At 71.6% G+C, this 15,395-nt stretch carries 13 protein-coding genes; 5 read left to right on the forward strand and 8 right to left on the reverse strand.

Annotation, left to right across the window (positions count from 1 at the left end):
• The first annotated feature begins 86 nt into the window (after positions 1–86).
• From A6A27_RS22970 to A6A27_RS22980, 3 genes are all read left to right on the forward strand, one after another.
• Positions 87–1,412: a glycosyltransferase family 4 protein gene (locus A6A27_RS22970; protein WP_073836717.1), complete on the forward strand. Its 1,326-nt coding sequence runs from the start codon at positions 87–89 to the stop codon at positions 1,410–1,412.
• A 187-nt stretch (positions 1,413–1,599) separates the two neighbouring features.
• A complete protein-coding gene (locus tag A6A27_RS22975) occupies positions 1,600–2,409 on the forward strand; it encodes a metal-dependent hydrolase (protein ID WP_073836718.1) in 810 nt (269 codons plus the stop codon).
• Positions 2,410–2,492: 83 nt separating this feature from the next.
• Entirely contained in the window at positions 2,493–3,368 is an 876-nt protein-coding gene (locus A6A27_RS22980; protein WP_073836742.1) for an amidohydrolase family protein, read from the forward strand.
• Here A6A27_RS22980 and A6A27_RS22985 read toward each other — a convergent pair.
• The 8 genes from A6A27_RS22985 to A6A27_RS23020 form a co-directional block, all read right to left on the reverse strand.
• Positions 3,365–5,005, reverse strand: a complete 1,641-nt coding sequence (locus A6A27_RS22985) for a D-glucuronyl C5-epimerase family protein (protein WP_073836719.1) — start codon at positions 5,003–5,005, stop codon at positions 3,365–3,367. The genes A6A27_RS22980 and A6A27_RS22985 overlap by 4 nt on opposite strands.
• Positions 5,006–5,204: 199 nt before the next feature.
• Positions 5,205–5,798 (reverse strand): nucleotidyltransferase family protein, encoded by a 594-nt coding sequence (locus A6A27_RS22990; RefSeq protein WP_073836720.1) that lies wholly within the window; start codon positions 5,796–5,798, stop codon positions 5,205–5,207.
• A gap of 142 nt (positions 5,799–5,940) precedes the next feature.
• Positions 5,941–7,653, reverse strand: a complete 1,713-nt coding sequence (locus A6A27_RS22995) for a bifunctional 3'-5' exonuclease/DNA polymerase (RefSeq protein ID WP_083672784.1) — start codon at positions 7,651–7,653, stop codon at positions 5,941–5,943.
• A gap of 195 nt (positions 7,654–7,848) precedes the next feature.
• Positions 7,849–8,802, reverse strand: a complete 954-nt coding sequence (locus A6A27_RS23000) for a carbohydrate ABC transporter permease (protein WP_073836722.1) — start codon at positions 8,800–8,802, stop codon at positions 7,849–7,851.
• A 13-nt stretch (positions 8,803–8,815) separates the two neighbouring features.
• Positions 8,816–9,757 carry a carbohydrate ABC transporter permease gene (locus A6A27_RS23005; protein ID WP_073836723.1) on the reverse strand — a complete coding sequence of 314 codons (942 nt, stop codon included), beginning with the start codon at positions 9,755–9,757 and terminating at the stop codon, positions 8,816–8,818.
• Between the two features lie 22 nt (positions 9,758–9,779).
• A complete protein-coding gene (gene ngcE, locus A6A27_RS23010; RefSeq protein ID WP_073836724.1) occupies positions 9,780–11,192 on the reverse strand; it encodes an N-acetylglucosamine/diacetylchitobiose ABC transporter substrate-binding protein in 1,413 nt (470 codons plus the stop codon).
• A gap of 25 nt (positions 11,193–11,217) precedes the next feature.
• Positions 11,218–11,967 (reverse strand): sugar isomerase domain-containing protein, encoded by a 750-nt coding sequence (locus A6A27_RS23015; RefSeq protein WP_073836725.1) that lies wholly within the window; start codon positions 11,965–11,967, stop codon positions 11,218–11,220.
• On the reverse strand, positions 11,964–12,926 hold the full coding sequence (locus tag A6A27_RS23020; RefSeq protein ID WP_073836726.1) for a MurR/RpiR family transcriptional regulator: 963 nt from the start codon (positions 12,924–12,926) through the stop codon (positions 11,964–11,966). Before A6A27_RS23020 ends, A6A27_RS23015 begins: the two co-directional genes overlap by 4 nt.
• A 158-nt stretch (positions 12,927–13,084) precedes the next feature.
• On the opposite strand from A6A27_RS23020, the gene A6A27_RS23025 reads away from it, so the two are divergent.
• Together A6A27_RS23025 and A6A27_RS23030 are read left to right on the forward strand one after the other, a co-directional pair.
• Positions 13,085–14,254, forward strand: a complete 1,170-nt coding sequence (locus tag A6A27_RS23025; RefSeq protein WP_198940413.1) for a zinc ribbon domain-containing protein — start codon at positions 13,085–13,087, stop codon at positions 14,252–14,254.
• A gap of 16 nt (positions 14,255–14,270) precedes the next feature.
• Positions 14,271–15,260: an N-acetylglucosamine kinase gene (locus tag A6A27_RS23030; RefSeq protein WP_073836728.1), complete on the forward strand. Its 990-nt coding sequence runs from the start codon at positions 14,271–14,273 to the stop codon at positions 15,258–15,260.
• The last annotated feature ends 135 nt before the right edge of the window (positions 15,261–15,395 follow it).

The raw sequence follows: 15,395 nt of genomic DNA on the forward strand, positions 1-15,395 counted from the left end.
GGCTGCGACCCCGGGCGCGGACGGCGGGCCCCCGGTGCGGTGGGCGGCCGTGGCGTGGCGCGGGAGACACAACTCAAGGGGGCCGCATGTCCGCTGACGCCGAAGTGATCGACCTCCAGCCCGCCCGGCACCTGCGGGTGCTGATGCTCTCCTGGGAATACCCGCCCGTGCTGGTCGGTGGACTCGGCCGCCACGTGCACGCCCTCTCCGTCGCGCTGGCCGCCGCCGGACACGACGTCACCGTCGTCACCCGGCACGCCGAGGGCGCACCCCTGGAGGAGTACGCCGACGGGGTGCGGATCCTGCGAGCGGCCGAGGACCCGGTCCGGTTCCCACTCGCCACCGACTCGCTGCTGGCCTGGACCATGGCGTTCAACCACACCCTCACCCGGGCCGCGCTGCGCGCCGCCGAGTCCGGCGGGTACGACGTCATCCACGCCCACGACTGGCTGGTCGCGCACACCGCGGTCACCCTGGCCGAGCACCTCGACCTACCCCTGGTCACCACGATCCACGCCACCGAGGCCGGCCGGCACCAGGGCTGGCTGCCCGAGGAGATGAACCGCACCATCCACGGCGTCGAGCACTGGCTGAGCAACGCCTCGGCCCGAGTGATCGCCTGCTCCGGCTACATGCGCGACCAGGTGACGCGGCTGTTCGACGTGCCGATCGGGTCGATCGACGTGGTGCCCAACGGGGTCGACGACCGCGCCTGGCGGGCCCGCCCCCGGGCGGTCGCCTCCGCCCGCGCCCGCTTCGCCGACACCGGTCCCCTGGTCGGGTACGCGGGCCGACTGGTCTACGAGAAGGGCGTGCAGCACCTGATGCACGCGGTGCCGTACCTGCGGGACCGGCACCCGGGGCTGCGCGTGGTGATCGCCGGCGACGGGCCGTACCGGGAGGAGCTGGTCGACCAGGCGCGACAACTGCACCTCGGGGAGACCGTCCGGTTCGCCGGCTTCATGGACACCACCCAACTGCCCGCGGTGCTCGCCGCCACCGACGCCACCGTCGTCCCGAGCCTCTACGAGCCGTTCGGCATGGTCGCCCTGGAGGCGGCCGCCGCCGGAGCACCGCTCGCGGTGGCGCACACCGGCGGACTCGCCGAGATCGTCGAGCCCGGCATCACCGGGCTCACCTTCCCGCACAGCGACCCGGACGCCCTGGCCGGCGCCGTCGACCGGCTCCTCGGCGACGAGGTCTTCGCCCGCCGGGTGGCCCGCCGCGCCCGCACCATGGTCGCCGAGCGGTACGGCTGGGCCACCGTCGCCGCCCGGACCGCCGGCAGCTACGCCGCAGCCCGCCGCGAGCACGACACGTTCCGGGCCAGCCGGGCGGCCGCGCTGCTGACCGGCGGTCGAGCCGCCATCACCATCCCGGACGGAAATCTGCTGGCCGAGGCCGCGAGCTGACGCGCGTCGCATCGCCGACAGATCCGCCCGGCACGCGGCGGCATACTGCCTGGTGATCCGACTGGTCCGCCGGGCCGGTCCCGCCCCTCTCCTCAGTGGACCGTCCGGGTGATGCCCCTCCACCCGGCGCCTTAACTACAGTGACGTAGTTTTGTCGATCAAGACCTCTGGGGAAGGGCGAACCGAGATGATGGGACCGTCCCACGCGCTGTCCGGCGCGGCGGTGTGGCTGACCGGCTCCTGGGCGCTGGACCAGTTCGCCGACTACCACCAGACACCGCTGGCGCTCGCGGTGGGCACGGCGGTCTGCGCGGGCGGAGCGCTCTTCCCCGACCTCGACCTCTCCGGCAAGGTGACCCGCAACCAGGGCGGCGCCACCGTGGCCCGCACCTTCGGCGTGGTCAGCCTGTTCATCGCCGAGGTGGTGGAGAAGCTCTCGCTGGGCGTCTACTACGCCACGAAGCTCAGCAAGGATCCGAAGCGCAACAACGGGCACCGGACGTTGACCCACACCATCCCGTTCACTGTGCTGGTCGGCTGGGGCACCACCGCACTCTGCGCCCACTACGGCAAGTGGGCGGTGGTCAGCATCCTCTTCTTCATGATCGGGCTGGCGCTGCGCGGCCTCTTCGACGGGTGGGCCGAGCGGGCCGGCTGGGTGATCGTCACCCTCGTGTCGGCCGGGGCCGCCTGGTTCACCTTCGCCAACCTCCCCGGCGACCGGGGCTATCCGCTCATCGGCACGGCGGTCGGCGTGGGCTGCTTCGTGCATATCCTCGGCGACATGATCACCCGGGCCGGGGTGCCGATCCTCTGGCCGATCCCGATCAAGCGGCGGATGTGGACGATGATCGGCCTGCCCAACAGCATCGCGCTGCGGACCGGGAGCAAGGCCGAGACCATCGTGCTGCGGGCGGCGATGACCATCCTCGCGGTGCTCGCCGCGGTGGGGCTGGTCGCCCCGTCGGTGCTGCAACGGTTCAACATCCAGGTGTGACCTCATTCGACGGGCCGGCCGCCGCGTCGCCGGCGGCGGCCGGGCCGGCGGACCACGCCCGCCCGCCGGCCGAGGACGCCGCGGTGCCGGCGTTCTGGCGGCGGCTGGGCCTGCCCGGGCTCGCCGACGTGCACACCCACTTCCTGCCGCCCCGGCTGCTGCGGAAGGTGTGGGCGTACTTCGACGCGGCCGGCCCGCTGGTCGGCACCGAGTGGCCGATCCGGTACCGGTGGAGCGACACCGAGCGGGTGGCCCACCTGCGCCGGCTCGGCGTCCGGGCGTTCACCGCGCTGGCGTACCCGCACCGGCCCGGGATGGCGGAGTCGCTGAACCGGTGGACGCTCGCCTTCGCCGCCCGCACCCCCGGCTGCCTCCCCTCGGCCACCGTCTTCCCGGAACCCGGCGCGGTCCGCTACGTCGCGGAGGCGCTGCATGCCGGAGCGCGGGTGTTCAAGGTGCACATCCAGGTGGGTGCGTTCCGGCCCACGGACCCGGCGCTCGATCCCGTATGGGGGTTGCTGGCCGAGGCCGGGGTGCCGGTGGTGGTGCACGCCGGGCACGCGCCGGTCGGCACCGCCCACACCGGACCGGAACCGTTCGCGGCGGTGCTCGCCCGGCATCCCCGGCTGGCCGCGATCGTGGCGCACCTGGGTGCGCCGGACTACGCCGCCTTCCTGGATCTCGCGGAGCGGTATGAGCGGGTGTGCCTGGACACCACCATGGCGTTCACCTCGTTCTTCGACCGCTTCGAGCCGTTCCCGGCGGCGGACCTGCCCCGGCTGCGTGAGCTGGGGCTGGCCGGGAAGGTGCTGCTGGGCACCGACTTCCCGAACATCCCCTACCCGTACGCGGAGCAGCTCGCCGGGCTGGAACGGCTCGACCTCGGGGACGACTGGCTGCGGGCTGTCTGCTGGGGCAACGCCGCCGCCCTGTTTGCGCTGCGCTGGCCTCGGAGTTAGCCCTGCTTGAGGGCGGAGAAGGCGACCCAACGTCCCGCGTACGGGCCCGAGGCCAACCGGAGGTGCTCCACGCCGTTGAGCACCGCCCGCATGTCGTAGCTGACCGGCTCACCGGCATGGTGGTCGGTGACGACTGATGCCATCATTCCGTTCGGGTCGATGGTGTAGGCCGTGAGCGACGCGGGGACGACCGTGGCCGCCCGGGGCACGAGGTACGACATGGCGGCGTTGGATCCGACCGCGTACCGCGCTCCCCGGGTCTCCAGCACGTGGTAGCCGGAGAAGCTGCCCGCGTTGATCAGATACCAGATGCCGGTTCGGTTCCGGATCTTCTGCCGCTGCACGCAGGGCGCGTTGCTGGCGCGGCTGAGCTTGAGGGTCCGGCTGGCCAGGACGGTGCCGGTGCTGGAGAACCGGTAGCCGGTGTGCGTACCGGCCATCAGGCGCACTTTGGCGCGTACCGAGTGTGGCGGGAAGTCCGAGTAGAACAGGTCGGCGATGCGGGCGAAGTACTCGTCGCCGGTGATGGCGAAGAGCTGCGCGTGCTGGATGCTGTGCGTCGTGTGGTACAGGTTCGAGTCCTTGCCGTGGAGCAGGCAGTACTTGCTGCGCCAGCCCCGGGTGCGAATGGCCGCGTATGCGTCACGGGCGGTGGTCAGGGCACCCTGGAGCAGCAGCTTGGCGTTTGAATTCCGGGTCAGGATCCAGTAGTCCCACAGCCCGTACGCGGAGAACATGTGCCCGTTGTAGGTGCGGTCGCCCCGCACCTGGAGCGGGTGCGGGTACTCGTCGAGCCAGAGCAGCCCGTCCTGGACGTGGATCCCCCAGGGCTTCCCGGCGACCGGCGGCAGCAGGAACGAGGCGAAGGTGGCGTCGGCGGCGGTGCGCCAGGAGGAGTTGCCGGTCACCTCGTACAGTCGGGTGAAGAGGCTGAGCGCCTGCCCCTGCGCCATCATCGAGTACCACGGCGGCCGGAACAGGTCGTAGGTGGCGTGCAGCATGTAGTCGAAGTCATGCGGGAAGAACCAGGCCCCCTCGCGCAGCACCCGCCGGTCCGCGAGCCGCTGCGCCTGCTTGATCGCCCGGTTCAGATACTCCACCGTGCCGGTGAGCCGGTGGCTCTCCAACAGTGCCAGGCCGTACTGCGCCTGGCCGACCGGGAAATCGTGCAGCTTGCCTCCGGTGAGGATCATCCGCACGCCCTGCGCGTCGTGCGTCCCGGTGTCGACCAGCGGCATCGTGGTGCTGCGGTAGTACGGCCGCAGCTCGACCGGCAGCTCCCGGATCTCGAAGTCGTCGTACCGGAACTGGAACGGGAGGGCCGCGGTCGCGGCGAGCGTCCGCCCATCGCCTGGCTCGGACGACCGGCGGGTCGGGGCCAGCTTGCGTAGGTCGGCGGCCTTCGCGCGGGGCGACCTGCCGATCATGTCGCCCGGCAGGGGTGGGCTCAGCTCGGCGGCGGGGTCGATCAGGTCCGGGGTCGCCCCGGCCGGTGTCACCCACTGTGGACCCGGGTCTGCCGCCTCGACCGGGCCACCCAGCAGTGGCAGGGTGCCCGCGGCCAGACCCGCGCCGAGGACCGTACGGCGGGACCAGGCCGGCGACCGGCGGAAGAGATCGGTGGGCTCGTGCGCCATGTTTTCCCCTTCCCGTGGTGACGCCGCGCCTGTCGGCTGGCCCTGTATATCAGGAGCGACGACTTCGGAACGGCCCCGGTCACAGCAGGTAGGGGAGCACTGACTGTCCGGTCGGACAGAACCGGCGGATTGGCGGCCACCGGGACGGGCAGCTTGCCGGAACGGGTGCCGGGCGGCTTTCCACCGGCCGGTCTCCGACTCAGACGCCGACCCGCTGTTCCGGGATGCTGAGGCCGTAGAGGGCCATCAGTTCGGGGCTGTCGATCCGGCTGCCGTCGGCCACCGAGTCGCAGGAGATGTCGACGATCTGGTCCTTGTGCGCCAGTAGGTACGGCCGGGCCCCGACGTCGGCGCTGGCCAGGGTCGCGATCCCGGACCAGTGCCGGCGACCGAACACCATCGGGTAGCCGCGCAGTCCGTCGTAGGTGGCGCAGACCAGCACGTCCGGGTACGGCAGGGCGGCCACCCGGCGGACCGCGCCGGTGGTGAGCCCGGGCATGTCCACCGGCACCACCACGACCGCCTCGATCCCCTCGTCGGTGAGCGCGGCCAGCCCGGCCCGGATCGAGGAGCCGACTCCGGTCCCCCAGGCCCGGTTGACCACCACGGTGGCCGCGGTCAGGTCCGCCGTCTCGCGGACCTGGTCGGCCGCCGCGCCCAGCACGACCACGACCTGCTCGCAGCCCGCCTCGCGCATCGTGTCGACCAGCTGGCTCAGCAGGGGTTTCTCCCCCTGGTGCAGCAACGCCTCAGGTCCGCCGATTCGACGGCCCCCACCAGCGGCGATGATCATTCCTGCGATCCGGTTCAGCGGTGCCCCCTCGACCAGGGGGACGGACCGGGGGCAGCCGCGCCCGGTCCGTCCCGTCGTACGCACACCGGACCAACGAGCGCCACCGGGAGCGGGTAGCGGGGCAAAACGGAAATTTGTGCGACTATGCCGCGTCGGCGTAGCAGTCGACGATGGACAGGTCGAGCGGAAACCGGACCGGAGTGTCTCCGAAGAGCAGCCCGGCGGCCCGGGCGCCCGAGGCGGTGACCGCCGCCGCCACCGTCTCGGCCTGCTCGGCCGGGCAGTGCACCATCACCTCGTCGTGCTGGAAGAACACCAGCTCGGCCCCGGTGCCGGCCAGCGCGGTGCGCAGGGTGGCCAGCAACGTGGCGGCCCACTCGGCGGCGGTGGCCTGGATGACGAAGTTGCGGGTGAACCGGCCCCGGGACCGGGCCGCCCGGGCCCGAGGACCCTGCGGGTCCGCCCCGGCGTCCGGGTCCGCCTCCTCCCCGTCGCCGAAGCCCACCGACCCAGGCGGGCAGGTACGCCCCAACCACGACCGCACCAGCCCGCCCGCCTCACCGGTGCGGGCGGCCGCCTCGACGTACCCGAACGCCGTCGGATAGTTGCGCTTGAGTACCGCGAGCGCGGGCAGCGCCGCGCCACCGGTCTGCCCGTACATGGCGCCGAGCAGGGCCACCTTGGCGCGGGCCCGGTCACCGGCAAACGCGTCCCGGGCCAGGGCGGCGTAGAGGTCCCCGGCGCCACCGGCGGCGGCCAGCCGGTCGTCCCCGGAGACCGCGGCGAGCACCCGGGGTTCGAGCTGCCCGGCGTCGGCCACCACGAACGCCCAGCCCGGGTTGGCCACCACCGCACGCCGGATCACCTTCGGGATCTGCAGCGCGCCGCCGCCCCGGGTGGCCCAGCGGCCGGAGACCACCCCGCCGGGCACGTACTCGGGATGAAACCGGCCGCCGGAGACCCAGGCGTCCCGCCACGCCCAGCCGTGCGCCGTCCAGATCCGGTAGAGCTCCTTGTATTCGAGCACCAGCGGCACCGCCGGGTGCTCCACCCCGCGCAGCACCCAGGCCCGGGTGTTCGGCAGCTCCACGCCGGCCCGGGCGAACGCCTTCAGCAGCTCGGCCGGGGAGTCGGCGTGCAACTGGCGGACGCCGAACGCGTCGGCGATCCGGGCGGCCAGCTCGGCCAGCCGGCGGGGCGGCCCGCCGACCGGCGACGCCTCGCCGAGCAGGTCGGCGAGGATCGCGTCGTGCACGTCGGCGCGCCACGGCAGGCCGGCCGCCCCCATCTCGGCGGCGATCAGCGCACCGGCCGACTCGGCGGCGACCAGCAGCCGGAACCGGCCGGGCTGCGCGGTCGCGGCGATGCGGTCGAGCTGGTCCGCGTACACCCGGGTCAACGCCTCGATGCCCGGGCCGGGCGGGCCGGACGGCGGGTCGAAGAGTGCGCCCTGGCCGTGACCGGGGGGTTCCGCCGGGCGGGGCGCCGGGTCGGGCGGCACCGGCGCGCCGGTGAGCCGGGCCCAGGCGGCGGCGAGCGACCGGGGCTCGCCCCAGCGGCCCGCGTAACCGAGCAGCAGCGCCTCGGTGAGCTCGACGTCGTGGCAGCGGTCCAGCCGTACGCCGGCGCGCAGCAGCGCCGGGTAGAGCGGGGCGCCGGTGGCCCAGACCCAGCGGGGGCGGTCGGCGGCCTCCCGGGCGGCCACCGCGGCGGCGAGGTCGGCGACCGGCTCGGCCGGGCCGGCGGGTCGGCCGGCGGGGTCGAGGGGTTGCAGCACTCCCCCGCCCCGCTCGTCCGACACCACCGCCACCAGCACGGACGCGATTCTGCCTCGCCCCTCCGACACTCGCCGCATCCCGCTCGGCCCCGGGCGCGGCGCGCCGCATGAATGGCCGCCGGACGCGTCCCACCGCCGCGGGTCGCCGCCGGAGAGCGCCGCCAGCCCGAGGGGGCTCCGTCATGGAAAGGGTGGCCATCCGACGCGGAATGGCCACTCTTTCCGTGCAGCTGCCCCTCGCCCGGCGGGACGCCCGGCGAGGGGGCGGGGGGCCTACTTGCCGACGCCGGCGGTGAGGCCGGACTGGACCTGGCGCTGGAAGACGATGTACACGATCAGGACCGGCAGCATGGCCATGGTGACCCCGGCGAAGAGGCCGGACCAGTCGGACTTGTAGCCCTGGTTGACGGAGAGTTCGATCAGTCCCTGGGAGAGCACCTGATGCTTCGGTTCGCCGGCCACCGACTGCATGAGCAGGGTCGGCAGGTACCACTGGTTCCACTGACCGAGCACGTTGAAGATGCCGATGCTGATCAGGCCCGGCTTGGCCATCGGCAGCATCACGCTGAAGAAGGTCCGGGTGTGCGAGGCCCCGTCGACCATGGCCGCCTCGGCGATCGAGTCGGGCAGCGTCCGGAAGAACGAGTGCATGAAGAAGATCGTGAACGACAGCGACCAGGCGACGTAGACGACGATCAGCATGAGGTGCTTGTTCGGGCCGAGCAGCGGGAAGGTGATGCCCATGTTGTAGACGCCCTTGAACAGCGGCACCGCGGCCAGATAGATCGGCAGGGTCAGGCCGGAGAGGAACATGTAGTAGATCAGCCGGTTGCCGCGGAACTCGTAGCGCGCCAGGGCGTAGGCGGCCATCGAGCCGAGCAGCATGGTCAGCGTGACGCTGCCGGCCAGCACCAGCACCGTGTTGAGGAAGAACGACCCGAGGTGCCCCTCGGTCCAGGCGCGGGCGAAGTTGTCCCAGTGCAGCTTGCTCGGGATCAGCGAGAGCGGCTCGCGGATGACCTCCGAGTCGTTCTTGAGTGCCGACATCACCACCCACACCAGCGGGTAGACCACCATCAGGGCCCAGACCACCAGGAACAGGTGGGAGAAGCCGTTGAAGATCCGGGCACCCACTCCGGCCCGGCGGGCGTCGGCCCGCCGTACGGGCGCCGGGCGGGACGGGCTGGCCTGGTCGGCCCGGCCGAGACCATGCGTCGCCGTGCTCATCGTCGCGCCTCCTTCAGTACTCGATGCGGTCACGACGGGTGATCCTCAGCTGCAGCGCGGCGAGCAGGATCGTGAAGATGGCCAGCGCGACACCCATCGCGCAGGCGTAGCCGTACTGGCCCTTCTGGAACGCGGTGAAGTTGAGCACCGACGCGAAGATCTCGCTGGCGTGGTTAGGGCCGCCCTGGCTCGGGGTCATGACGAAGACCAGGGCGTACATGTCCAGCGCGATGAAGCCCAGGTAGACCCAGGCGACCGAGATGGTGTCCCGCAGCAGCGGCAGGGTGACCCGGAAGAAGGTGTGGAACCGGTTCGCCCCGTCCAGGATCGCCGCCTCAAAGATGTCCTTCGGGATCGACTGCATCGCCGCGGAGAAGAGCACCATGTAGAAACCGGCCCCGCTCCACACCGCGATGAGCAGCAGCCACCACAGCACCGCCGGTACGCCGAGGAAGGGCTCCGGATCGGCGGTGAACGCGATCGGGTTGTCCGCGTCGACCAGCCCGATCTTGATGAGCATCCCGTTGATCAGGCCCTGACCGTCGGTCCGGTAGATCTGCTGCCACATGACGGCGATGACCACCAGCGACAGCACCTGCGGGAAGAAGAAGATGATTTTGTAGAGGCCGGAGCCGAACACCCCGCGGATGCCGGCCCTGTCCTCGCGTCCGCCCACATTGAGCAGGAACGCGAGGAACAGGGCCAGCGCGATGGTGAACAGCGGCACGGTGACCAGGAAGAAGACGTTGTGCCAGAACGCCTTCCGGATCAGCTCGTCGGAGAGCAGCCGGACGTAGTTGTCCAGCCCGACGAAGTTCTGGGAGCCCGAGAACCCACCCCAGTCGGTCAGCGAGTATCCCGCCGCCTGCACGAACGGCCACACCACGTAGAGCAGGTACAGCGCGACAGGCAGGGCCAGGAAGCCCGTGACGAAACGCGCGACTCCGTGCCGCATTGGACTGCCTCTCTCGAACGGATCAGGCGGTGCGGGTCTGCTTCTTGATCGACGAGTCCTTGGCGACCTTGTCGGCGGCCGTCTGCATCTTGTCGATGAACTGCTGCGCGGTGAGCCGGCCGGCCATCAGTTCCTCGGAGAGGTTCTGGCTCTCCTTGTCCAGGTCGGCGTAGAAGTCCTGGAACTTGACCGAGATGAGCTCGCTGCCGCCGTTCTTCATCAGGGCGTTCGCGCTGGACAGTGCCGAGTCCTGCACGTTGTCGCCGGAGCCCTTGGTGGAGGCCAGCGACTTGGTCAGCTCGGCGAACTTGGCCGAGCCCTCCTTCGACAGGATCGCCCGCAGGAACTCCTTGGCGGCGGCCTTGTTGGGGGCCTTGCTCGGCACGACGAAGCCCTCGCCGGAGGCGGCGAACACGTCCTTCGGCGCCTTGTCGCCCGCGTTGGACCAGTAGTCGGAGATCGTGAGCTCGAAGCCCGGCGGGATGGTGGCCGACATCTCGTTCTTCAGCCAGGTGCCGACCTGGATGAACGCCGCCTTGCCGTCGAGCCAGGCCTGCTGCGACTGGGTGTGGTCGAGCTTGCCCGGCAGCAGCAGCTTGTCCTTGACGAGCTTCTCCCACGGCTCCAGCGCCTTGAGGACGCCGTCGGCCTTCCACGCGTTGTCCTTGAGGTTGTCGATGTCGACGACAACCTGCTTGCCCGCGGACTTCCAGATGCTCGCCATCAGCGCCCATCGGGGGTAGTAACCGTGGACCGCGTCGTGGACGTACGGCGCCATGCCCTTGGCCTTGATCTTCGGAGCGAGCGCGAAGAACTCGTCCCAGGTCGTGGGCGGCTGCCAACCCTCCTTCTTGAACAAGGCCGCGTTGTACCAGTTGCCCCAAACCGTGAACGCGACGTTGACGACGTAGAACTTGCCGTTCTGCGTGCCGTCGGACACCGTGCCGGGCAACAGGGTGTCGGCGACCGTGCCCTCGCCGTCCCACGCGGGGGCGGCGAGCAGGTCGTCGAGCGGCTCGATGGCACCCTCGTTGATCAGCGTGCTGCGGTCCATCATGTCCGCACCCGAGTTCATCACCAGGTCACTCGGCTGCGTCGCCATCTTCGGCTGCTCTTCGGTCTTGATCTTCTGAGTCGAGCTCATGTTGACCGTGACGTTGGCGTGCTTGGCGTTGAAGATGACCTTGTCTTCCTTCGCCCACTGGTCACCGAGGCCACCGTTGAAGATGACCACCTTGACCGCGCTGCCGTCCTTGACGCCGAACGGGTTGTCCTTGCTCTTCGCGCCGCCGGTGTCGTCGGACTTCTTCGGCTCGCTGCCGGCGCAGGCGCTGAGCAGGCCCATCGCCGGGGTCGCGAGCAGGCCGGCCGCGGCGGCCCGCCGCAGCAGCGTCCGCCGGCTGAGGTCGCCGAGGTTCTCGGGAGTAACCGACATGTTCGTCTCTCCTTGTGGTGTCGGGTCAGGCGGTGCGCCGGAGGCGCCCGGCGTACCGCGACTCGAGGGCGAGGTTGTGCTCGTCCCCACCGGGGACGTTGGCGGAGAGGTAGATAGGGGGTACCTCTCCGGCCTGGTGGAACCGTCGTACGACCTCGGCGGTCAGCAGCTGCGCCAGCAGCGCCGCGGTGACCGACGAGACCGCACAGACCGCGCCGCCGCCCTCGAGCGGCAGCAGTGCGTCGCCGTATGGCGCGCCGTTGTCCAGCACGACGTCGGCGAGGTCGGCGAGCCGGTGCCCGGACGGGTGCCGCGGGGCGACCCGTGCCGTGTGCTCGACCGAGGTGACCGCGATCAACGGGTGGCCGTGCGTCCGGACCAGCGCCGCCAGCTCGACCACCGAGCCGTTGATGCCAGACTGGGAGGCGACCACGAACACGTCCTCGGGCTGCGGCGCCGCGAGGGCGTAGAGCTGGTGCGCCACGGCCGGGTCGCGTTCCAGCTTGGGGTCGGCGAGCACGTCGCGGGGCGCGTCACCGTGCAGCACGAGGTCGTGCAGGGAGAGTCGGTTGGTGGGCACCAGCCCGCCGGCCCGGGCCACCAGCTCGGCGGCGAACGCCTCGGAGTGGCCGGCGCCGAAGGCCTGGAGCACCCCACCGGCACGCAGCCCGGCGGCGATCAGGTCGGCGGCCCGGTCCACCGCCGCCGCCTGCGTATCGACCAGCCGGTCGAGCACCGGCCGGACGGCGTCCGCGTACCGCTGGGCGCTGATCATGAGGTGGCCCCCTTCGCGGCCTTGTGTCCGTCGACGGCCTGGGCGGTACGCCGGAAGGCCGCGTGGGCGCGGTCGTGGGTGCGCTGCGCCACGGCGATGTAGAGCAGGTCGAGCACGACAAGCTGAGGGTGCCGGGCGGAGAGCGCGTCGGGCCGGAAGGTGGTGGCCTGGCTGGCGGTGACCAGCACGATGTCGGCAAGCTCGGCCAGCGGCGAGCGGGGGAAGCCAGTCAGCGCGACCGTGGTGGCCCCCCGGCTGCCCGCCTCCGCGAGCAACTCGATGGTCTCCCGGGTCTGCCCGGTGTGCGAGATGCCCAACGCCACGTCGCCGACACCGAGCAGGGCCGCGCTGGCCAGCCCCTCGTGCACGTCGCTCCAGGCCCAGGCGGCCACCCCGATGCGGTGCAGGCTGAACTGCATCTCCTCGCCCACCAGCGCGCTGCCGCTGGCGCCGAAGATGTTCACCCGGCTCGCGCCGGCGATGGCCACCGCTGCCTTTTCCACCTCGGCGAGGTCGAGCAGCGCGGCGGTGTCGTGCATGGCGCGGGTGTCGGCGGCCATGATCTGGTCGAGGACCCGGGACAGCGGGTCACTGGGCTGGATCTCCCGGCCGATGTCGACGGTCCAGCCCGCCGAGCGCGCCCGGCCCGTCTCCGCGGCGATGCCGAGCCGCAGGTCGGCGTAGCCCTCGAAGCCCATCGCCCGGCAGAACCGGGTGATGGTCGCCGGTGACGTGCCGCTGCGCTCGGCCAGCTCCACGATGGTGGCCCGGGCCGCCGCCTCCGGGTCGCTGAGCACGTGCTCAGCGACCCGGCGCAACGCCCCCGTCAGCTCTCCAGCCCCGGCCCGGACCCTGGCCAGCACTCCGTCGGAGGAAACCGCCACCGCACCCCGCCGGTCGACCGCGTCGGCGTCGACCACCGCGGTCCCCGCGGGGGTGTCCACCTCGTGATCAACCATGGGACGCCTTTCGGAAAAGAGTGTTAACTGTTAGTGGTAAAAGTTCTTACTGACGCCCCCTCCGTGTCAAGGGCATGGGCGAAGTTTTCAAACTGTTACCTCGCGCAAAGCCACCGACCGGACCGTGGATCTTGCCTCGGCGACCCGGGCAGACCAGCATGAAGGGCCACAACGCCCGCGGGGGAACTGTGACCTGGTTGTCGATATTGTCAGCACGTCTATCTACGGCCGAACTCAAGCGGACGTTCACCACGTTGAAGGCCGACCTGTGGGCCAGTGACCCGTTCCTGGCTCGCCAACTGCGCAAGCACTGGAAGCGAGGCCGCAACCACACACACGATCAGATCGTCGTCCGCGCCGACAAGCACAACATCATCGTCGACGGGCGGGGCCGGTTGTGGCTGGTCGTACCCGGTCTGCAACGCCGCAAGATGGTCAAGATCCCGCTGTCCACGACTGTCGCGCCGACGAGCACGCTGAACCTGATCCTGCGCCGCGGCCGAGTCGAGGTCCACTACCAGATCGACGCGTCGCAGATGTGGTCGTCACAGCGGCCGTGCGGCGATGCAACGGTCAATGTGGACAAGTGCTACACCGAAGCCCTCACCGACTCCGACAGCGGCCGGCACGGTAGGCGCCTCGGCGCACTGCTGACGGCCGAGGCGGACCGCCTGAAGGAACGCAACCGGCGCTGGGCGAAGCTCCCTTCGATCGCCAACACAGCCGCCCTGCGCGGCGACCACGCGAAAGCGCAACGGATCAAGACCAACAACCTCGGGACGGTAAAGCGGGACCGGCAGGCCGCCCACCACCGGGCGCGGGTGCGCACGGAGAACTTCACCGCCGTGCACGAGGTCGTCGACAAGGCCCCCACCGTGATCGCCGAAGACCTCACCAAACGCTTCACCAGCCGCAAGAAGCTACCTAAGAACATCAACCGGCATCTCGCCGCGGGGACCAAAGGAGTCACCACCGAGGCCCTGAAAAGCGTGTCGGAGCGCAGAGGTTCTGCGCACGTTCCCGTCAACGCCGCCCACACCTCACAAACCTGCCACCACTGCGGCGACTTCGGCCGCCGCAGCGGAGACTGGTTTCACTGCACCCGCTGCCCAGTGGTGTGGCAAGCAGACGTGAACGCCGCGATCAACATCCTGCAAAGAGCCGGCGCCCCCGACATCGCCCTACACACCCCACACCAGCGGGTGAAGCAGATCCTGCAGGACCGGACCGATCGCCACCGGACCAGACTGCCGGTCCAGGACTCCAGCCCGGCGCCAGCCGAACGGAGAGCGAACCATCCCAACAGCTCAACAACGAGCAACCAGTAGGAAGCAGGCCCAGCGGATGTCCGACATGATCGTGGTCGGCCTCGACATCGGGGGTACGTCCACCCGCGCCGCCGCCGTCAGCCTCGACGGCGTACGGCTCGGCACGGGCCGGGCCGGCGGCGGCAACCCGACCAGCCACGGCGCCGAGCGGGCCGCCGTCGAGCTGCTCGCCGCGCTGCGCGCCGCGCTCGCCGACGTCGACCCGACCCGGGTACGCGCCGGCGTGATCGGGCTGGCCGGGGCCGGCCGGCTCCTCGCCGACCCGCAGGGGCGGGCCGCCTTCGACCGGGCCTGGTCCGACGCGGGTCTGCGCTGCCCGTACGCGGTGCACGGCGACGCCCTGGTGGCGTACGCCGCGGGCACCGCGGCCCCGGACGGCACCGTGCTCATCGCGGGCACCGGCGCGATCGCCGCCCAGGTACGCGACCTGCGTCTGGACCGTACCGCGGACGGGCACGGCTGGCTGCTCGGCGACACCGGCTCGGGGTTCTGGCTCGGCAGGGAGGCGGTCCGCCGGCTGCTGTCCGACCTGGACCGCGCCGACCCGCCGGGCGTGCTGGCCGGCCGGGTGCTCGCCGAGCTGACCGGCTCGGCCGAGGTGGCGGCCCGGCCGCGGGCGACCGCCGAGGCGGTCGTGCAGGCGGTGACCCGGCGACCGCCGGTGGAGCTGGCCCGGCTCGCGCCGCTGGTGGTGACCGCGGCCCGGGCGGGCGAGCCGACCGCCCGGGCGCTGATCGGCGAGGCCGCCGTGCTGCTCGCGGAGAACGTGACCCGGATCCGGCGGCCCGGCGCGGCCGACCCGGTGGTGCTCGGCGGCGGGCTGCTCACCGGGGACACCCCGCTCGGCGCCGCGGTCCACGCCGAGCTGGCCCGCCGGTGGCCGGACGCGCCGCTGCACACGGCCGGCGACGGGGCCGCGGCGGCCGCCTGGCTCGCCGCCCGCGACCTGCCCGAGGTCACCGACCCGGCAGCCCTGCACGCCCTCCTGGTTTCGACGACCGCCTGACCTCCGCGCCCCGCGCCGACGGCGGACCATAACCGCAGTCAGTTCTGGACCTGCCATCACCGCCCTCGGCGCGTGGAGGCCTGGAGCGCGGGAAGGCCCGGAAGGCTCAATGGACGATAAGCCTCGACGGGCGGG

The sequence above is a fragment of the Micromonospora sp. CB01531 genome (assembly GCF_001905095.1).
Taxonomy (GTDB): Bacteria; Actinomycetota; Actinomycetes; order Mycobacteriales; family Micromonosporaceae; genus Micromonospora.

Excerpts from the sequence above, each read along its gene's own strand:
- A6A27_RS23025 (WP_198940413.1), top strand. The coding sequence starts at position 13,085 with ATGAAGGGCCACAACGCCCGCGGGGGAACTGTGACCTGGTTGTCGATA.
- A6A27_RS23005 (WP_073836723.1), bottom strand. The coding sequence starts at position 9,757 with ATGCGGCACGGAGTCGCGCGTTTCGTCACGGGCTTCCTGGCCCTGCCT.
- A6A27_RS23030 (WP_073836728.1), top strand. The coding sequence starts at position 14,271 with ATGTCCGACATGATCGTGGTCGGCCTCGACATCGGGGGTACGTCCACC.
- ngcE (WP_073836724.1), bottom strand. The coding sequence starts at position 11,192 with ATGTCGGTTACTCCCGAGAACCTCGGCGACCTCAGCCGGCGGACGCTG.
- A6A27_RS22970 (WP_073836717.1), top strand. The coding sequence starts at position 87 with ATGTCCGCTGACGCCGAAGTGATCGACCTCCAGCCCGCCCGGCACCTG.
- A6A27_RS23015 (WP_073836725.1), bottom strand. The coding sequence starts at position 11,967 with ATGATCAGCGCCCAGCGGTACGCGGACGCCGTCCGGCCGGTGCTCGAC.
- A6A27_RS22975 (WP_073836718.1), top strand. The coding sequence starts at position 1,600 with ATGATGGGACCGTCCCACGCGCTGTCCGGCGCGGCGGTGTGGCTGACC.
- A6A27_RS22985 (WP_073836719.1), bottom strand. The coding sequence starts at position 5,005 with ATGGCGCACGAGCCCACCGATCTCTTCCGCCGGTCGCCGGCCTGGTCC.
- A6A27_RS22990 (WP_073836720.1), bottom strand. The coding sequence starts at position 5,798 with ATGATCATCGCCGCTGGTGGGGGCCGTCGAATCGGCGGACCTGAGGCG.
- A6A27_RS23020 (WP_073836726.1), bottom strand. The coding sequence starts at position 12,926 with ATGGTTGATCACGAGGTGGACACCCCCGCGGGGACCGCGGTGGTCGAC.
- A6A27_RS22995 (WP_083672784.1), bottom strand. The coding sequence starts at position 7,653 with ATGCGGCGAGTGTCGGAGGGGCGAGGCAGAATCGCGTCCGTGCTGGTG.
- A6A27_RS23000 (WP_073836722.1), bottom strand. The coding sequence starts at position 8,802 with ATGAGCACGGCGACGCATGGTCTCGGCCGGGCCGACCAGGCCAGCCCG.